The sequence below is a fragment of the Meiothermus cerbereus genome, from assembly GCF_051297115.1.
GTDB classification, from domain to species: Bacteria; Deinococcota; Deinococci; order Deinococcales; family Thermaceae; genus Meiothermus; species Meiothermus cerbereus_A.
In genome coordinates this window covers 52,088-69,897 of record NZ_JBEVAL010000007.1, presented here as the reverse complement: position 1 = coordinate 69,897, position 17,810 = coordinate 52,088, and the positions used below count along the sequence as shown (strand labels likewise).

At 59.7% G+C, this 17,810-nt stretch carries 18 protein-coding genes and 1 tRNA gene; 10 read left to right on the top strand and 9 right to left on the bottom strand.

The annotated features are described in order from the left end of the window. Positions 1–277: 277 nt before the first annotated feature. The gene (locus ABWU19_RS02915) at positions 278–1,381 is read right to left on the bottom strand and encodes an NAD(P)/FAD-dependent oxidoreductase (protein ID WP_435900272.1); all 1,104 of its coding nucleotides are present in this window, start codon (positions 1,379–1,381) and stop codon (positions 278–280) included. Positions 1,382–1,537: 156 nt separating this feature from the next. Continuing rightward, positions 1,538–1,612: transfer RNA gene (locus ABWU19_RS02910), tRNA-Ala, on the bottom strand. 179 nt (positions 1,613–1,791) lie between these two features. On the opposite strand from ABWU19_RS02910, the gene rpsB reads away from it, so the two are divergent. The 10 genes from rpsB to mqnC all read left to right on the top strand — a co-directional run bounded on the left by rpsB (position 1,792) and on the right by mqnC (position 10,115). Further along, positions 1,792–2,535, top strand: a complete 744-nt coding sequence (rpsB, locus tag ABWU19_RS02905; RefSeq protein WP_435900271.1) for a 30S ribosomal protein S2 — start codon at positions 1,792–1,794, stop codon at positions 2,533–2,535. A 98-nt stretch (positions 2,536–2,633) separates the two neighbouring features. Further along, the gene (gene tsf, locus ABWU19_RS02900) at positions 2,634–3,224 is read left to right on the top strand and encodes a translation elongation factor Ts (RefSeq protein WP_435900270.1); all 591 of its coding nucleotides are present in this window, start codon (positions 2,634–2,636) and stop codon (positions 3,222–3,224) included. Positions 3,225–3,364: 140 nt separating this feature from the next. Next, the gene (gene pyrH, locus ABWU19_RS02895; RefSeq protein ID WP_027877518.1) at positions 3,365–4,069 is read left to right on the top strand and encodes a UMP kinase; all 705 of its coding nucleotides are present in this window, start codon (positions 3,365–3,367) and stop codon (positions 4,067–4,069) included. A gap of 73 nt (positions 4,070–4,142) precedes the next feature. Then, entirely contained in the window at positions 4,143–4,703 is a 561-nt protein-coding gene (gene frr, locus ABWU19_RS02890) for a ribosome recycling factor (protein WP_435900274.1), read from the top strand. 76 nt (positions 4,704–4,779) lie between these two features. Next, entirely contained in the window at positions 4,780–5,640 is an 861-nt protein-coding gene (locus ABWU19_RS02885) for a phosphatidate cytidylyltransferase (RefSeq protein WP_435900269.1), read from the top strand. A 98-nt stretch (positions 5,641–5,738) separates the two neighbouring features. Beyond that, the gene (dxr, locus tag ABWU19_RS02880; RefSeq protein WP_435900268.1) at positions 5,739–6,866 is read left to right on the top strand and encodes a 1-deoxy-D-xylulose-5-phosphate reductoisomerase; all 1,128 of its coding nucleotides are present in this window, start codon (positions 5,739–5,741) and stop codon (positions 6,864–6,866) included. 41 nt (positions 6,867–6,907) lie between these two features. Continuing rightward, positions 6,908–7,921, top strand: coding sequence for a M50 family metallopeptidase (locus ABWU19_RS02875; protein ID WP_435900267.1), 1,014 nt, complete (start codon positions 6,908–6,910; stop codon positions 7,919–7,921). A 57-nt stretch (positions 7,922–7,978) separates the two neighbouring features. Beyond that, positions 7,979–8,611, top strand: coding sequence for a glycosyltransferase family 2 protein (locus tag ABWU19_RS02870; RefSeq protein WP_435900266.1), 633 nt, complete (start codon positions 7,979–7,981; stop codon positions 8,609–8,611). A 46-nt stretch (positions 8,612–8,657) separates the two neighbouring features. Continuing rightward, positions 8,658–8,882 (top strand): hypothetical protein, encoded by a 225-nt coding sequence (locus ABWU19_RS02865; RefSeq protein WP_435900265.1) that lies wholly within the window; start codon positions 8,658–8,660, stop codon positions 8,880–8,882. A gap of 99 nt (positions 8,883–8,981) precedes the next feature. Next, complete coding sequence (gene mqnC / locus ABWU19_RS02860) at positions 8,982–10,115, top strand: cyclic dehypoxanthinyl futalosine synthase (RefSeq protein WP_435900264.1); 1,134 nt, start codon at positions 8,982–8,984, stop codon at positions 10,113–10,115. Here mqnC and ABWU19_RS02855 read toward each other — a convergent pair. The 7 genes from ABWU19_RS02855 to ABWU19_RS02825 all read right to left on the bottom strand — a co-directional run bounded on the left by ABWU19_RS02855 (position 10,112) and on the right by ABWU19_RS02825 (position 17,668). Then, the gene (locus ABWU19_RS02855; protein ID WP_435900263.1) at positions 10,112–11,290 is read right to left on the bottom strand and encodes an ABC transporter permease; all 1,179 of its coding nucleotides are present in this window, start codon (positions 11,288–11,290) and stop codon (positions 10,112–10,114) included. The two genes, mqnC and ABWU19_RS02855, sit on opposite strands and share 4 nt — an antisense overlap. 216 nt (positions 11,291–11,506) lie before the next feature. Beyond that, positions 11,507–12,694: an ABC transporter permease gene (locus ABWU19_RS02850; protein WP_435900262.1), complete on the bottom strand. Its 1,188-nt coding sequence runs from the start codon at positions 12,692–12,694 to the stop codon at positions 11,507–11,509. 11 nt (positions 12,695–12,705) lie between these two features. Further along, positions 12,706–13,428 (bottom strand): ABC transporter ATP-binding protein, encoded by a 723-nt coding sequence (locus ABWU19_RS02845; RefSeq protein ID WP_435900261.1) that lies wholly within the window; start codon positions 13,426–13,428, stop codon positions 12,706–12,708. Between the two features lie 136 nt (positions 13,429–13,564). Beyond that, entirely contained in the window at positions 13,565–14,392 is an 828-nt protein-coding gene (locus ABWU19_RS02840; RefSeq protein WP_435900260.1) for an ABC transporter permease, read from the bottom strand. 78 nt (positions 14,393–14,470) lie between these two features. Then, complete coding sequence (locus ABWU19_RS02835) at positions 14,471–15,280, bottom strand: ABC transporter ATP-binding protein (protein WP_435900259.1); 810 nt, start codon at positions 15,278–15,280, stop codon at positions 14,471–14,473. 252 nt (positions 15,281–15,532) lie between these two features. Next, the gene (locus ABWU19_RS02830; RefSeq protein WP_435900258.1) at positions 15,533–16,669 is read right to left on the bottom strand and encodes an NAD(P)/FAD-dependent oxidoreductase; all 1,137 of its coding nucleotides are present in this window, start codon (positions 16,667–16,669) and stop codon (positions 15,533–15,535) included. Positions 16,670–16,777: 108 nt separating this feature from the next. Next, positions 16,778–17,668 carry a nucleotidyltransferase family protein gene (locus ABWU19_RS02825; protein WP_435900257.1) on the bottom strand — a complete coding sequence of 297 codons (891 nt, stop codon included), beginning with the start codon at positions 17,666–17,668 and terminating at the stop codon, positions 16,778–16,780. Positions 17,669–17,810 lie beyond the last annotated feature (142 nt).

Below are 17,810 nucleotides of genomic sequence, written 5' to 3'. Positions count from 1 at the left end.
GCGCCTCCTGTTGGCGCAGTTTGGGGAAATGTGGCTGGTGGCTTTTCCGAATTGGGGTCAGATGAACACCCAGTGGGCCAATTAATGTCCGGGTTCGCACAGTTTGAGTTTGCACCGGCGTGGCCCAGCGACGTCTTGCAAAGTTTCTTCGACGCCCAGGCTGCGGTTACATCAAAAAACACAAGCTGCTGTACGTGGGCAATCCTGGGCGCCGCTCTTAGCATGGCTAGGAGCCAGGGTGTAGTTGTGCCGACTGCTTTTCGCCGACAGCACAGGCTCAGGTTAGCAATACCGCCCCCGGCCTCCGGCTTCCATGTAAAACCCAGGCCGCTTCACGGCCCAGCAAAGCCCCCACCACGTTTCCAGTTCCGCTGTAAGCGCCAATGGCCCACACACCTGGCCGCACCTCCTCGGCAATGGGCAGCCCGTTCGTGCTGTAACCCACCGAGGCGGCCCAGCGGTGGGTAATAGGGGCCTCGATATCAAGTTGATGCAAAAGCGCCTCCAGGCGGTGCTGTACCGGGTCGCTGGGTTCATTCTGGGCCGTCCACTCGGCCTCGCCTCCGGCGTCGCGCATACCCCCCAGCGCGATGCGCCCATCCGGCAACTGCTGCCAGTAGTCGTATCCCCAGCGGCGATAAACAGGCCGCTTATAGCGCCTGGCCACCGGAGCTGTAGCCAGCATCTGCAAGCGGGCGGTGCGCACCCGGCCCTTTAGTTCGGGCAGCAGATGCTCGAGCCTCCCATCCACCGCCACCAGTACCTTCTGGCAGCGTATGCGACCCTGGGGGGTTTGCACCTCCTGGCCGCTAATCTTAAGTGCAGGGGTATTTTCAAAAAGCCGGGCCCCCGCCTCCAGGGCTTGTCGTGCTAGCGTCCGACAGCGCTGTAGGGGGTTGAAAGCAGCATCGCTGGGAATCAGCAAGCCCTGCCCCTCTGGGCCTTCGTAGGGTTCGGCCTCAAACCCGTCGGCCCTAAGGGCCTTTAGGTGAGCGGCACAGTCCTGCAGTTCCTCCTCCGAGGCCGCAATGCGCAGCGAACCCACCGGCCAGATGGCCTCTGGTGTCTCGCGCTGCATGTGGGCGATCTGCTCGAGGGTAGCCTGGTAGAGCCTTCGGGCAAGCGCAGGCCCATGCTCGGCCACGCTCTGGTGGTAAAACTTAGCCACCCCAGCCAGTAAGAACCCCCCATTGCGGCCTGCTGCCCCGCCTGCTACCGGGCCCGCATCTATCCCCACCACGGCTCGCCCCAGCCTTAGAAGCTCGAGGATGGCCGAAAGTCCCGAACCCCCCAAGCCCACCACGCAAAACTCGCTCTCGAGGTTCCCTTCCAGGCGTGGCAGGGGATGCCAGTTTCCATCATCCCAAACGGGTATGTTCACCCCTTTAGCATAGCCCCAAAGGGCTGATGGCCGCTAGCCGAGATTTCGCCGCTCAAGCCTGTTTGGGGCAGGTCTGGGCTTCTGGCGCGTGCGTTGAAAAGCAATTCGCAAAAAAATAACCTGGGTTTCCCCAGGTCTGGTCTTGGTCTGGCTTTCTGGTGGAGGCGAAGGGATTTGAACCCCCGACCTTGTCCTTGCAAAGGACCTGCTCTCCCGCTGAGCTACGCCCCCAGGGGCCAAACAGCACCAAGGAGTATAGCAACGTTTGGGGCTTCCGTAAAGTGCCTCTCTCGGTTATACTCCTCCTTTGGGTGTGCCAAGCGCTGCCTGGGGTTAGGGAACGGTACCCAGGAAAAAAGCGCAGACTGCACAAATCAACGCCCGCTCCAACCGTCCCGTCAGGAGAAATCATGGCAGTAAACGTAAGCATCAAGGAACTGCTCGAGGCCGGTGTGCACTTCGGTCACGAAACCAAGCGCTGGAACCCCAAGATGAAGCGCTACATCTACGCCGAGCGCAACGGCATTTTCATTATTGACCTGCAAAAAAGCATGGTTGAGCTCGAGCGCACCTTCAAGTATGTGCAGAACCTGGCCATGCGGGGGGCCACCATCCTCTACGTAGGCACCAAAAAGCAAGCCCAGGAAATCATTCAGCAGGAAGCCGACCGGGCCGGAATGCCATATGTCAACCAGCGCTGGCTGGGTGGGATGCTGACCAATTTCCGTACCATTACCGCCCAGGTCAACCGCCTCTCGGAGCTCGAGGCCCTCTTTGCCTCTGAGGAAATCAAAGAGCGGGTCAAGACCGAGCAAGTGAAGCTTCAGCACGAGCTCGAGCGCCTGCAAAAGAACCTCGGTGGTTTCCGCAAGCTGCGCCGTCTGCCCGACGCCATTTTCGTAGTAGACCCCACCAAGGAAGCCATCGCCGTTAAGGAAGCCCGTAAGCTGGGCATTCCGGTGATCGCCCTGGCCGATACCGACTCCGACCCCGACGTCTGCGACTACATCGTTCCCGGCAACGACGACGCCATCCGCTCGATTCAGCTCATCGTGAGCCGCATGACCGACCTGATTGTGGAGGCTCGTGGCGGTGGGCGTGAGGTTCCTGCCGCTGCCAGCAACGACCAGGCCGCTGAAGTGGCAGAAGCGTAAGCAGGGCCAGGCGCTGCCAACGAGAGCCACAGGTGCTCGGGCACGCCCCGCCAACTTAGCGCCACTCACGCGCAAAAATCGTACAAGAGGTGAAACCAATGACACAACTTGAGCAAATCAAAAAACTCCGCGAGCAAACCGGCGCTGGCATGAGCGACGTCAAGAAAGCCCTGGAAGATGCAAGCTGGGACATGGAAAAAGCCACCACCCTGCTGCGCGAACGGGGCGCCCTCAAAGCTGCCAAAAAAGCCGATCGTGAGGCCCGGGAGGGCATCATCGGCTCCTACATCCACCACAACCAGCGGGTTGGGGTGCTGGTCGAACTCAACTCCGAAACCGATTTCGTAGCCCGCAACGAAGAGTTTCAGCGTCTGGCCAAGGACATCGCCATGCACATCGCCATGGCCAACCCCCGCTACGTGAGCATCGAGGAAGTTTCTCAGGAAGACCTCGAGAAAGAAAAAGCCATCTATATTCAGCAGCTCCTCAACGAAGGCAAGCCGCAGAATATCGCCGAAAAGGCCGCCGAAGGCCGTCTTAAGAAATTCTACGAGGAGATGGTTCTCTTAGAGCAGCCTTTCGTAAAAGACGATAAAATCAAGGTGGGCGACTTGATCAAGGCCGCCATTGCCAAGATTGGTGAAAACATCCAGATCAAGCGTTTCTGCCGATTTGAAGTCGGAGCGTAGGGCATGGGCAGCAAGGGTCGAGAGTCGCGAGGCTTTCGACCCTTTTCTTTTGCAAGGGGCAGGCGGGCTTTGCTCGGAAGTGGTCGTACCAAATACAGCCATTACCCTGCCCAAAAACAAGCTGCGGCAAGGGGGGCCGGATGAAATACAAGCGGGTTCTGCTCAAACTATCGGGTGAATTTATGAGTGGCAATGGGTTTGGTATCCAGCCCGAGGCCACCAAAGCACTGGCACAAGAGGTAGCCAAGGCCCATCAGCTTGGTGTGCAGGTCGCGATTGTGGTAGGTGGGGGCAATTTCTGGCGTGGAGCACGCCAGGGGGTGGGCATGGACCGTGCCAGCGCCGATTACATTGGGATGCTGGCCACCATCATGAATGCGCTGGCTTTGCAGGATGCGCTCGAGTACATCGGCGTGCCAACCCGTGTGCAGACCTCGCTGACCATTCAGCAGGTAGCCGAACCCTACATAAGGCGACGGGCTATCCGACACCTGGAAAAAGGTCGGGTGGTTATTTTTGGTGGTGGAACCGGCAACCCCTTTGTTACCACCGATACCGCCGCAGCCCTGCGTGGCCTGGAGATGAACGTAGACGCCGTACTGATGGCTAAAAATAAGGTGGACGGGGTCTATAGCGACGACCCCCGAAAGAACCCAGAAGCCAGGAAGTTCGACGACCTCACCTACCATCAAGCCCTGGTCGAGGGCCTGCAGGTTATGGATGCCACGGCCATGGCTTTGTGCCAGGAGCAAAACATGCCCATCGTGGTTTTCGATATGTTTACGGAGGGCAATTTAGAGAGAATCATCAGGGGCGAGCGGGTAGGAACCCTTGTGCACAGCTAGCGTCTTGCCCCAGTCACCAAACTCGCGCCCATCTGGCCCTTTTAGGGGTAAGCTATCCCAGACCCAGGAGGGAATTATGCTCAAAGACCTGTACAACGAAACCAGACAGCACATGCAAAAATCGCTGGAAGCCCTCGAGCACCACCTCGCCACCATGCGTACCGGAAGGGCCAATCCCGCTATTCTCAGCAACATCAAAGTGGAGTATTACGGTTCCGCCATGCCCCTGAACCAGGTCGGTACGGTCTCTTCGCCAGACCCCCGCACCCTGGTGGTTCAGTCGTGGGATCCGGGCATGCTCAAGGAGATCGAAAAAGCCATCCGCGACTCTGACCTTGGCCTGAACCCCACCAACAAAGGCGATGCGCTGTACATCAACATCCCGCCCCTGACCGAAGAACGCCGCCGCGATCTGGTCAAGTCGGTCAAACATTACGCAGAAGAAGCCCGTATCGCCGTGCGAAACATCCGGCGCGAAGCGCTGGACAAGGCCAAAAAGCTGGAAAAAGAAATGCACCTCTCCGAAGACGAGATCAAACGCGCCGAGGCCGAAATTCAAAAAATCACTGACGAGTTCATTCACAAAATTGACGAGACTCTGCACAAAAAAGAGCAGGAAATTTTGAAGGGCTGAGCAGCCATCATGGTACCTATCTACAAGCCCAGCCCCCGCTGAATCGCCGTCAAAACCTGCTGGTATGCTTTAACCCGTGGTGCCCGAAGCCCGACCCGACCCCTCGCTGCCCACCCGCGTGATCTCCTCACTGATCGGGGTGTTGGTGTTGTTTGTGGTGCTGTGGGAAGGTCGCGTTTTCATGTTTTTGGCCCTGGTATTCATCCTGGTGGTGGGTTCGCTCGAGCTCCGCTACATGCTTCGCAACAAGGGCGTCGAGCTTAATATGGCCTTCCTGATTGGCGGGGGGCTGGTCATGCTGCTCTTCAGCCTGCCCCAGCTCCACGACATCTACCCCGGCGTACCCTGGCGGGAAATTGCCTTAGGCCTGGTGCTGATTGGTGCATTTAGTTCGGAGCTAATCGTTGGCGCCAACATCCAGCGGTTTGCCTACAGCCTGATGGCCTTTTTGTACCTGCCCTGGACCCTGGGGTTTTTCCTGCTGTTGCGCCACTCACCCGACGGCAACGTGGGGCTCTGGATTCTGGCGCTGCCTTTGATTACCAGCTTTGCCAACGATATTGGGGGCTATTTTGTAGGGCGTTACCTGGGAAAGCGCAAACTGGCGCCCACCATTAGCCCCGGCAAGACCGTCGAGGGCTCCATTGGCGGCATTGTCACCAGCTTTGTGCTGCTCTTCCTTTTCACCACCATCGTGCGCTCGGCCTATCCCGAAAGCCCCTTCGCCTTATTCAGGCCGGTAGAGCTGTTTGTGGTCAACCTGGTGCTCTCTTTTGCCGCCCAGCTCGGCGACCTGACCGAATCCATGCTCAAGCGCTACTGCGGCGTGAAGGACTCGGGTCATTTCCTGCCAGGCCACGGCGGTTTGCTCGACCGTCTGGACTCGCACTTGTTCACAGTACCACTCACCTACTATCTGCTGACCATCTTCATGTAGAGGCTACCGGCTGAGCAAAGCAGGTGTTTACTGAGCTCCAAAACACCTTGCGGGCCTGCTTACAGACCCAGGCTGCCAAACCTGTACACTGACCAACAATGAGCGAAACTTCCAAACGCGTTGTTGTGCTGGGCTCTACCGGCTCCATTGGCACCCAGACCCTGGATGTCTGTCGCTGGCGCGGCTACCGGGTGGTGGGGTTGGTGGCGGGGCGAAACCTCGAGCTGCTCTCGCAACAAATCGCCGAATTCCACCCCGAAGTGGTGGCCGCCGACCCTTCGCTGCTACCCGAGCTGCGAGAGCGCTTTCCCGACCTCCGCATGGCTGAGGCCCTCGAGGTCGCGGCCTGGCCTGCCGAGGTGGTGGTGGGGGCCATCCCGGGCCTGGCAGGTCTGCCGGGCGTCCGCGTGGCGGTTCAGCAGGGGCGCCGTATGGCCCTGGCCAACAAAGAGAGCATGGTGGCCGCTGGGCCGCTCTTATGGCAGGAGGCCGAGCAGCACGGGGCCGAGATCATCCCGGTGGATTCGGAGCACTCGGCCATCTTCCAGAGTCTGCTGGGCGAGCCCCTCGAGGACGTCGCCGAGCTGATACTTACCGCTTCTGGGGGCCCTTTCCTGCGTGAACCCGCCGACCTATCCTGTGTTACGCCGCAGATGGCCCTCAAGCATCCCCGCTGGAAGATGGGCCCCAAGGTGACCATCGACTCCTCCACCCTGTTCAACAAAGGCTTGGAAGTTCTGGAGGCCGTACAGCTATTTAGGGTACCGATCGAAAAAGTAAAGGTGCAGATTCACCCGCAGTCGTATGTGCACTCGATGGTGCGCTTTCAGGATGGCAACATCAAAGCCCAGCTTGGCCCTACCGACATGCGGCTGGCCATCCAGTACGCCCTGACCCACCCCCAAAGGCCCCCCACGCCTTTGCGCGATGCGCCCATTCCCGAGCGCTTGGAGTTTTTTCCCCCCGACACCCAGCGCTTCCCGGCCCTGGCCCTGGCCTACCAGGCCGGGCGCATGGGGGGGCTGGCCCCGGTGGTGCTCAACGCCGCCGACGAGGTTGCGGTAGAGGCTTTCTTGAAGGGCCAGATCGGTTACCTCGAGATTCCCTGGCTGCTGGAAAAAGTGTTGCAGCAGACCCCCAGCGGCCAGCTCACCTGGGACAATATCTTCCAGGCCGACCTCGAGGCCCGTAAACTGGCTCGAGAACTGCTGGAAGTAAAGGCCTGAAGATGAGTCTTTCCGGCTTTCAAAACTATGCGGAGTAAAGCATGAGCATCCTCTGGTTTCTTCTAATCATTTCCATCAGCATCTTCGTTCACGAGCTGGGCCACTATCTGGCCGCCCGGGTTCAGGGGGTAGGGGTCAAGAACTTTGGGGTAGGTTTTGGCCCTACCCTGCTCAAGTTTGACCGCTGGGGAACCACCTTTCGACTTAATGCTATTCCGCTGGGTGGCTACGCCGAAATCGAGGGCATGATGCCCGGCGATACCCACGGCTATGCGCGGCTTTCCGGCTTGGGCAAGTTTTTCATTCTGGTAGCCGGGGTTGTGATGAACCTGCTGCTGGCCTGGGGGGTGCTGGGGGCCCTCTCCTCTATTCAGGGCATCCCTCAGACCCAGGCCGCAGTAACCGAGGTGCTCCCTGGTAGCCTGGCCGAGCAGGCCGGTTTTAAGGTGGGCGACCGCATTCTTAGCCTGAATGGGGTGAAGCTCGAGTCCTACGACCAGGTCACCCGCTTCCGCCAGACCCCCGGCGAAAAGGTTTTTGTGGTGCTGCGCGACGGGGTCGAAACCACAGTGCGCTTCAACTGGGACAACACCCAGACCCGGCTGGGCATTGTCTACCGGCCCGAAATCACCGGCTATACCCGCATCAATTTCTTTCAGGGTTTTGCTCGAGCCGTCCGCGAGACAGTAGTGGCCGTGCCGCGCTTTGTGCAGGAGTTCGTGGGGAGCATCGCCCGCATTCTCTCGGGCCAGCAAGCCCAGGGGGTGGCCGGGCCGGTGGGCATCGTTAACATCACCGGGCAGGCCGCCCAGCAGGGGCTGGGCACGCTGCTGGGGTTGCTTGCGGCCATTAACCTTTCGCTGGCAGTGTTCAACCTGCTGCCCATTCCAGGGCTGGATGGGGGCCGCATCCTGGTGCTGGTGGTCAACGGCCTCTCGGGTGGACGCATCAAACCAGAGCTCGAGGCCCGCCTGGCTTACGGTGGCTTTTTGTTTTTGATCCTGCTCATCGTTCTGGTCACCATTAACGATATCCGCAATCTAAGCGGCGGCTAGGGTTGACCAAGAGGGTCTTTTGCTTCCAGCGCAAAAACCGCGATAAAATAGCACCCGATGGACACCACGGTGCTCATTCCGGCCTACAACGAGGAAGCCCACATCCAGGCCGTGGTGGCCACCGCTCGAGGTGCCGGATTTCCAGTTCTGGTGGTAGACGACGGCTCAACCGACCAGACCGCCCAGGCCGCCCAAGCCGCCGGGGCTATGGTGCTCCGCCTGCCCCAGAACCAGGGCAAAAGCAGCGCCCTGGCACACGGTCTGGCCCAGATTCAAACCCCCTATGTGCTGTTGCTCGATGCCGACCTGGTCAATCTAAAACCACATCATCTGCTGACCTTGCTCGAGCCTGTTCGCAGCGGCAAGCTGGACATGGCAATAGGGGTATTCAAGTCCGGTGGGCTCATGACCGACTTTGGCAATCGAGCTACACCCTTCTTGTCCGGTCAGCGTGCCTGCAAGACCGACTGGCTCAAAGGTGTGCCCAACCTGACTCAAGAACGTTGGCCCGAGCCGGCCATTACCGACCACCTGAGCCGCAGCCAGACCCGCTGGGCCTATGTGGAACTCCGCGGGGCCGGTCAGGTGATGAAGGAGCAGAAGCGCGGCTTCTGGAAGGGCTTGGGCCTACGCCTGAAAATGTACGCCTCTATTTTGCGCTACCGGTTTTCAGGAAAAACTCGAGCCTAAGTTTTTCTGACATCAAACGCCTAGATTTACAGGGCAGGAGGTATATATGCGAATCGAAGTAGCCGTGATGATGCAGGTACACGTGCCCGACGATACCGACCTCGACGATCTAAATATCAAGATTGACGAAGAGGGTCTGCGCTTTATGAGCAAAGGCCGCGTTGTGGCCGATGCCAGCCACATCGAGGACTACTACATCGACGATATCGAGTCGGAAGATGAGGACTGGGACGAGGATGAGGACGAGGAAGAAGATGAGGACGAGGAGTAATTCCGAATTAAAGTGACCGACCACAACCAGCGAGGCCGCTGGCCAGCAGGGGTTATTTGTCCTACTTTCCCAAAAAAGGCCAGCCAGTAGAATGACAGCATGGATGTTTTGAGCCGCGCAGTAGCGGGCGAACGACTCTCCGCCAACGAGATACGCGACCTATACCAGCTCCCCTTACCCGACGTAGCTGCAGCAGCCCACGAGCTGCGGCTGCAGCGCGGCAACCCCCAGGTGGTTACCTACCTGATTGACCGCAACATCAACTACACCAACATCTGCAATGTGGCCTGTAACTTTTGTGCCTTCTACCGCACCAAGCGGCAGGGCGATGCCTACGTGCTTTCCTTCGAGGAGATTGGCCGCAAAATTGAAGAGCTCATGCAAATTGGCGGGCGGCGCATCCTGATGCAAGGGGGGGTCAACCCCGACCTGCCCTTCGAGTGGTACCTGGATCTGTTGCGCTACTTGAAGCAGCACTACCCCGAGGTGCGTATCGACGCCTTTAGCCCCGAGGAGATTCTGGGCCTGGAAAAGATCACCGGGCGCGACTGCCACGAACTGCTAACAGAGCTCAAGGATGCGGGCCTGGACGGCCTGCCGGGCGCCGGCGGGGAGATTCTGGTGGACGAGGTGCGGGCCAAAGCAGCCCCCGCCCGCATCAAGAGCAGCGACTGGTTCCGCATTCTGGACACCGCGCAGAGCCTTGGCCTGTACACCATCGCCTCTATGGTGATTGGGTTTGGTGAGACCTACGAGCAGCGCGTTGCCCACCTGCTCAAGATTCGCCTTCAGCAGGAAAAAGCCCTGCGCGAGTATGGACACGGCTTCGCGGCCTTTGCCATGTGGACCCTACAAACCGAGCACACCCGCCTAAAGGGCAAAGCACCAGGGGCCACCGCCCACGAGTACCTGCAGCAGCTTTCCATCGCCCGCATTGCCCTGGACAATATTCCCAACCTACAGGCCAGTTGGCCCAGCATGGGCTTCAAGGTGGCTCAGGCTGCGCTTTATTACGGGGCCAACGACTTCGGCTCCACCATGCTGGAAGAAAATGTGGTCAGCGCTGCCGGCGGACACAACCGCACCCACGCTACGGTGCGCCAGATTGTGCGGCACATTGCCGACGCAGGCTTTATCCCCGCCGAGCGCGACCCCTTTTACAACATCAAACAGTACCCGGACGTAGAGGCCATCCTGAACGAGAAGCCGCCGGTGGCGCTGCCGCTGGCTTAGTTGCGAAAAACAACGTCCTCTCGGCTAAAATTTCTGAAGGCCAGGTACAGCACCAGCAAACCATACGCCAGGGTGGAAACCCAGGTCAGGCCAAGCTGCCAGGGGCTCGAGGTTCCTTTCACAATGGCATCCATCGCCACCACAACCCCCAGGCCGGGCAGGACAAAAAACCAGTCCTGAACTTTGATGAAATCGAACACAAAAAAAAGCAACACCGGCGACATCACCAACATATCCAAAGGGCCGAAGTAAATGCTGGCCTCACGGTAGGTGCGGGCAAAAATGCCAAGCGCCAGCATCGCTGCTACCACAAAAAAAGCCAGAAGCACCGAGGTGAGAAAGATCGCTGCCAGCTCGGCAGGCTCGAGGGCCAGTGTTCCCAACTGCACTTCAAGGTCATCGGGCAAAGCCTGAATCTGGCCCGAAAAGCCCATCCTGGCAAACATGCTTCCCAAAACGACCCCAATAAACGAAGTCGTGGCAGGGAAAACCGTTGCCACCAAAACAGCCAGCCCCTTGCCTAGAAGTAGCTTCCAGGGCGCTACAGGCGCAGAAAGCAAGGCCTCTATGGTGCCCTTTTCTTTCTCTCCTACCGTGGCCTCGAGGGCCATGGACTGTCCTCCCGAGATAAGCAGACCCACCAGCATAAGGGGAATGATGAGTGCCAGTACGCCCAGGGACTGCTCTCGTTCACTGGCCGCCTTCTGGGTCTCGATGGTGAAGGGCTCGAGGTCTGCCAGGCCCAGCCCACGGGATTGAAGGCGCTCGAGCAAAACCTGTTCTTTATACCGCTGCAAAACTTGCTGGGTCTGCTCGGTTGCTGCCGAAAGCCGGAGACTGAGAAAACTGTTTTGGTCAAAGATGGTGTAGCGCCCCTCGGAGTAGATCAGTCCAACCGCCGCAAGCCGCTCTCGAACGGCTTTGCGCGGGTCAGGGCTAGACTGCACTACAAGATTGGCCTGCCGCAGAAGAATCTGAACCTCTTGGGACACCCCTTTGATAGCCACAATCTGCGGCTTGCTTTGGGCTTGCTGTAAGAAGTGACCCATCAACAGTAAAGGCAGATGCATCAGCAAGGGCATAATCAGCAGCGGCAGAAAAACCATGAGCCAAAAGCGATCCTCGCGCACGTAGGTCAAAAGCTCCTTACGGGCTATTTTCAACGCATCCTTCACCTCAATGCCTCCTCACAGCCAGCCTACGCATTCAAACATCAGGCCTTGGTGCTTTTGACATCAGCGCACGATTTTTTCATCAACGCCAAGTAGGGCACAGCATCGCCGCTTGGGTTCGGTGGAATCTACCTGACATGCTCTCAACCTACTCGCACAGAACTACCGCCAGTGCATCAAGAATGAAAACTTGTGGTTCCCCCGGCCTGATCTCTCAGGCTAGTTTCTAAACACCACATCCTCCCGCTGGAAGTTGCGGTAGGCCAGGTAAAGGGCCAGTCCAGCGTAGAGCAGGGTGGAAGCCCAGGTAGTGCTGAGTTGAGCCACGGTAGCAGCGCCCTTGACAATAGAATCCAGCGCTAGCACCACGCCCACAAAGGGCAGGGCAAAATACCAGTCTTGCAGTTTGAGAAAATCGGAGAACTGAAGAAACAGGATGGGAATGATCATCACCAGCATCAAAGGGCTCATGTAGCTCTGGGCTTCCTTGAAGGTGCGGGCGTAAAGGCCCAGCGAGATCATGATGGCAATCACGAGCAGGGCAAACAATACCGCAGTGAGGGCGATGGAAAGGTAGCCCAGCGGGTCAAGGGCCAAGGCACCTCCCAACTGAACCGAGTTCTCTCCATTTTGGACTGCTTGAATCTGGGCGGCAAAAAGATTGCGAAACACACCCCCGCCTAGCAAGAGCCCGGCAATTGCCGCAAAGGTCGAGAGCAACGACATCACAAATACCGCCAGCCCCTTGCCCAGCAAAATCTGGACAAGCGGTACAGGGGCCGCCAGGAGGGCCTCGAGGGTTCCTTTTTCCTTCTCACCCGCCGTAGCGTCCACCGCCACCGGCATTCCGCCCGATTGAATGAACACGATCAGGAAATATGGGATCAGAAAAGCAAACAGCCCCGCTGCTTGCTCCTGCTCGCGCGAAGCATCTTTGATTTCGAGCTTGAAAGGTTCTAGTACTTCTGGGCTAATACCCCTGGCTCGGAGCTGCTCGGCCACTACCCGGTCTTTGTAGGTACGCAAGGCACCCTGCACTTTTTCGACCACCAATGCGCTCTGGGTAGCACCACCGGAAAGCCTGCCGTAGAGGGTGTAGGTGCCGTTCTCAAATACCAGCGCAGCTTCCACCTCACGGTTCTGCACCGCTTGCTGGGGGTTGGCGATCTCGACCGGTTCGACTCTGGCTTTTCTTAGTTCCTCCAGCACAACCGCTGGAACGCCCACCACCCCCACTTTCTGCACCGTCTCCTGGGTTTGCCGCGCGGCATTGCCAAATAGGAGAATCGGCCCGAACATCAGCACCGGCATGATGACAATCGGCAGAATTATGGTAGTAAAGAACACCCGGCGCTCGCGCACCACGCTGAGGAGTTCTTTACGGGCAATGATAAGGATTTCGTTCATACGCCTACCCCTCACGCGACCTGTTCTAGACGCCGGATGAAGGCCCGCTCGAGGTTCCCCGAGCCGAGCTCGAGGGCTTCCTGCAGGCTGCCTTCATAAACCAGCAAGCCTTTGTCAATAAAGCCCACCCGGTCGCAGACCTCCTGGGCCTCGCTCATCACGTGGGTGGAGTAGATCAGGGTTTTGCCCAGATCCACATAGGCCCGCACAAAATCGAGCAAGGCCCGCCGGGCTAACACATCCAGCCCCGCGGTGGCTTCGTCCAGCAGCAAGACCTGGGGCTGGTGCAGGATGGCCCTGGCAATCACAATTTTTTGCTGCATGCCGGTGGACATGTCCTTGACCTGCTTATTCAGCACCGGCTGCTCGATGTGCAGCAAATCGGCAGCCCAGGCAATGCGCTCTTTGAGCTTAGGCCCCCACAGGTCGTAGAAGCTGCCGAAGAAGTCCAGCACCTCGTAGCCGGTGAGCCGGTCGTAGACCCTCATACCGCCGTTGACGATGCCCAGGTTGCGGCGCACCTCCAGCGACTCTCGCACCACATCGTAGCCCGCCACCTTTACGCTTCCGGCGGTGGGCTTGAGCAAGGTAGCCAGCACCCGCAGGGTGGTGGTTTTGCCTGCGCCATTGGGGCCCAAAAGGCCATACGCCTCTCCGGCCTTTACCGCAAACGAAATGCCCTTTACCGCCACGAACTTCCGATAGGCTTTTTGCAGGTTTGAGACTTCAATCATGCTGCCCCCAGTCCAGGTGTTTTTCACAGCGCACGCAAGGCTTTGCCAAACCTCTGTTTGGTCCGGGTACTCTGCCCGCCAGTGTGCCACATGCCAGGCAAACTTGGCAACCTTGCCGAGCTTTGCTGGATGCACGCTAGCCAGTTCGCTTAAGCTTGCCGGTGCGCTTGGCCCACATCTCGGCGGTGTGGAAAACCAAAAGACCCAGCGGAATCAAAACCACCCCCATCAGCAGCAAAATGCCCAGTTCGGGCAGCACCGAAGAAAGCGGTGCACCCACCAGTTTGTCGGGGGTGGAGTCGGGGTGGTTGATGCCCATCAGCTTACGGCAGGCTTCCAGGGCGTAGGTGGCCGGGCTCAGGTAGGCCAAAGGCTGCACCCAGGTGGGCAGCACGCTCACGGGATAGTAGATGCCCGAAACCAGGAGCAAAATGCCCTGGAAGATGTTGGTGGCCTGGGCCCCATTCTCGGGCGACATCACCGGCAGAATGGCGGCCATCAGGCCCAGGCCCATAAAGGCCAGGCTGGCCACCAGCAAGACCACCAGCACCCCCAGCAGGTTGGCCCCATTCACCGAGACCTGGATGAAAAGCACCAGGCCCACCAGAATTACAATGGTTCGAACCACGCTGAAGATGATGGCAAACAGCGAGACCCCCGAAAGGTGGATGAGCCTCGAGACCGGGGCCATGAAGGTGTACTCGAGCGTACCCTCCCAGCGCTCGTAGCTGATGGAGTTGGCAATCTCGTTGTACATGGCCGACAAAAAGGACCACAACAGCACCCCCAGCAAAAGCGTGAGGGTCAGGCGAAAGTCGTCCTGGGCCTTGCCGATGAGGGCAATGGTGGCCGAGTTGACGATGGCGTAAAACACGAACACCACCACCCAGCTCATATAGCGCCGGGTCAGGTGCCAGTCACGGAAGACAAAAGCCCACATGGGGCGGATGTATCGTTCAAGCATAAAACTCCTTTCGCTCGGGAGCCCAGATTTCTGGCTATCTCTGAGCGCTTAAGGCCTCCGGCCACGCCAAGCTGTCCGCTAGATGGCGGCCTCTTCGTCCAGCTCCTCGCCGGTAAGGGCAATAAAGGCCTCCTCTAAGTCGGGGCTGCCTGCCTGGCGCTTGAGCTCCTCAGCCGTGCCCTCGGCCACCAGCCGTCCGTGGGCCAGGAAGCCAATGCGGTGCGAAAGGCGTTCGGCTTCGGCCATGTCGTGGGTGGTGAGCAGGATGGTGGTGCCTTCGCGGGCCCGCAGTTCTTCCAGGAAGGCCTGCACGTCACGGCGGCTTTTGGGGTCCAAACCCGTGGTGGGTTCGTCCAAGAGCAGGAGCGGCGGGTTGATGAGCAAGGCCCGGGCAATAGCGATTTTCTGCTGCATGCCGCGGCTCATCTCCTCGATGGGGTCACTAAAGCGGCGCGACTCGAGGCCCAGTTGCTCCAGAATCTGCATGGCCCGCTTTTCGGCCTGGCGGGGCTCGAGGCCATAAAGCTGCGCGGCATAGAGCAGGTTCTCCCGCGGCGAGAGCTTCTTATAGAAGGCCGCATCCACGCTCACCCGGCCCATCTTGCGACGCAGCTCCCGCTCCCCTTCGGGCAGGGTATGCCCCAGCATCCGCACCGTGCCCCCGTCGGCGGTGAGCAGGGTGGAAAGGATGCGTATCAGGGTGGACTTACCCGAGCCATTGGGGCCCAGAAGGCCGTAGGTCTCGCCCTCCTGCACGTAAAACGAAACCCCCTTCAGGGCCCACTCTTCCTTGAGGGGGGCCCGCAGCCCGTCGCGCTTGCGGAAGACTTTTTTGAGGTCGGAGACCTCGATGGCGAGCTTGGTTTGGGTAGATTGTATAGTTAGCATAGCTTATCCAGTGCCAGGAAAGTTCTGTGGTTTTAGGGCGGTGGCGGGGTCGGCTCTAGCGCATTCTTCCTCCAAATCAATCGGCGACCCGAAGGCCGCCGAGAAACGCAGAAAGCGTCGTGAATGCGGGTCGGGTGCGGATTTGCTCAGGCACGAAGCCAGGCCATACGGGTGACAATGGGGTCGTTCATGGTTCACCTACCGACTCCAAGTGTACGCGCTGGTTGTCCTGGTATGCAAGAGCAGCGCAGGCTATACGATGTTCTTTTCGAGCGTAGAGGACGCTCTGGAAAAGCGCTCATAGCGCAGCGAAGCGATGTCCAGGCTGTGCGCCTGGCCGTCCACCACCTCCTCGGCCATCAGCCGACCCACCATGGCTGCCTGCTGCACCCCGTGGCCGGAGAAGCCACAGGCGTTGACCCAGCCCTCCACCCCGGGCATCCGGCCCAGGATGGGGTTGTGGTCCGGTGTGACCTCGTAGTAGCCCCACCAGCTGGCCTTGCGGTCGAGCTGAAGCCGCTTTAACCAGGGAAAGCGGGCCAGGCCCACCTCGAGGGTGGGCTCGAGCCAGCTCCAGTCCATGCCTTCTTGGAAGCCCAGGTCGGCTGGGTTGCTGCGGCCAAATATCAGCCGGTCGTGCTCGGGGCGAAACCAGAAGCCACTCGAGAGGTCTATGGTCAGGGGATGCCAGGCCGGGTGGGGTATGGGGGAGGTACAGAAGACCATCCGCCGGGCTGGCTGCACCGGTATGGCTAGTCCGGCCCGGCGCCCCACCTCACCCGCCCAGGCTCCGGCGGCGTTGAGCACCAAGCGGGCCTCGAGCAACCCCCTCGAGGTCTGCACCTGCCAGCCGCCCCCTTTGGGCTCGGCGGCCAAAAACTCGGTCTCGGTGTGCACCTCGGCCCCTAGCTGCCTGGCCCGGCGCAGGTACTCCATACATATGCCATGCGGATCCACAATGCCGTCGGCGGGGCCGTAGGTTGCGCCCAGGATGGGCTCCAGGCCTTCGGCTTGGGGCAGAAAATCGAACCACTGCTGGGCCGCCTCGAGGTCGCGTACCTCGACCGGAACGCCCAGGCTCTGCTGAAGCTCAACCCCGACCAGGTGGGCCCTCCACTGGGAAGCGGGCACCAAAAACAAGTAGCCAATGGGCCGATAAGCGGCCTCCGGCATGGCCCGGTACTCCTGGATGGAGTGCCAGGATAAAAGGACGTTGGTGGCCTCGGTAAACTGCACCCGCACCCCCGCCGCGCTCCTGCCGGTAGAGCCCATCGCCGCAGCCGGGGCCTGCTCTATCACCCCTACCTTCAGCCCACGCTCGGCCAGGCGGTAGGCAGAGGCCGCGCCGATGATGCCGGCCCCCACAATCAGCACGTCGTAGCGAACCATCGCGCCTACTGTAGCGCATTGAACGGGTTGAGCAAAAGCCCAGGGTTGGCTCGCCCTGGTCTCGCGGCCCGCAAGATGCCTACCGCCTCTGACCGAGCGCATTCTTGCCTAGCGGCTCAAAGCCATCAGGCTGGCCCTACACAGCAGCTCCAGATATGCCGCTGGTGTGCTCGAGGGCCCCTGCACGATGCTTTGCACGCCTCGGTAAGGCCGGCTCAGGTCAAGCCAGTGTGTCTCTTTTTTTGCCGGCAGAATCAGCACGCCAGGTGCCAGCCAGGGCACTGCTTTTGCTGCTAGCGCCACTGCCACCCTCGCGGCCACCTGAGCTGTGGCTACTGGCCTGCGGGGAATGGGAGCAAAAGGCTCGTTGATCCACCCCTGCTGGTAGGCCAGTTGCCGATAGGTTGACCAGTCGTCTACGTCCGCAAACCACGGCCCTTCCCCCCACTCCACCACCTCGAGCTGCCCCTGGTAGGCGCGCAGAATGGCCCGTGCCCCCTGGTCTCCTTTTAGTCGATCAATTTCCGAGAAAAGCTTTGCAGACAGATACACCGGGGGATGTGCCTGGCCCTGTCTACCCGCGGCCACCGCCAGCGCCTGGCTACCTGGTCGCAGGATGGCCTTCTGCAGAAGCTCGAGCTTTTCCAGCTCCAGCACCGGCATATCGGCCAGAAATACCAGCACACCAGAAGAGCTGGTCAGTGCCCTTATCCCTGCTTTGAGCGAGGTGCTCTGCCCATGCCGGTAGTGGCGGTTCAATACCAAGACCACCCTCGAGCCAGCCCTGCCCGCCGTTTCCAGCCAGCGCTCTAGGGCATAGCGCGCCACCTTCGATTCTCGCCCCAAAACCACGGCCACGCACCCTTCGACTGCAAGCAAAGCCTGCTCGAGCACCCGGGTCAGTAGAACATGGCCCTCACCCGCCGGCAGCAGAAATTTGGGAACCCCGAACCTCGAGGCCATCCCGGCTGCTAAAACAATGGCATCTACAGGCGGCATACCCTAGCTTATCTGCCAGTCCAGCAGCGCCCTCTGGCTCCAATGGCGGCGCTAACCCAGCACAGCCCGCGCATCCTCTCGCAAGATACAGCAAGCGCAACACCAACAAAAGCCCCTTTACCCCTTACAAAGGGGCCGTCGG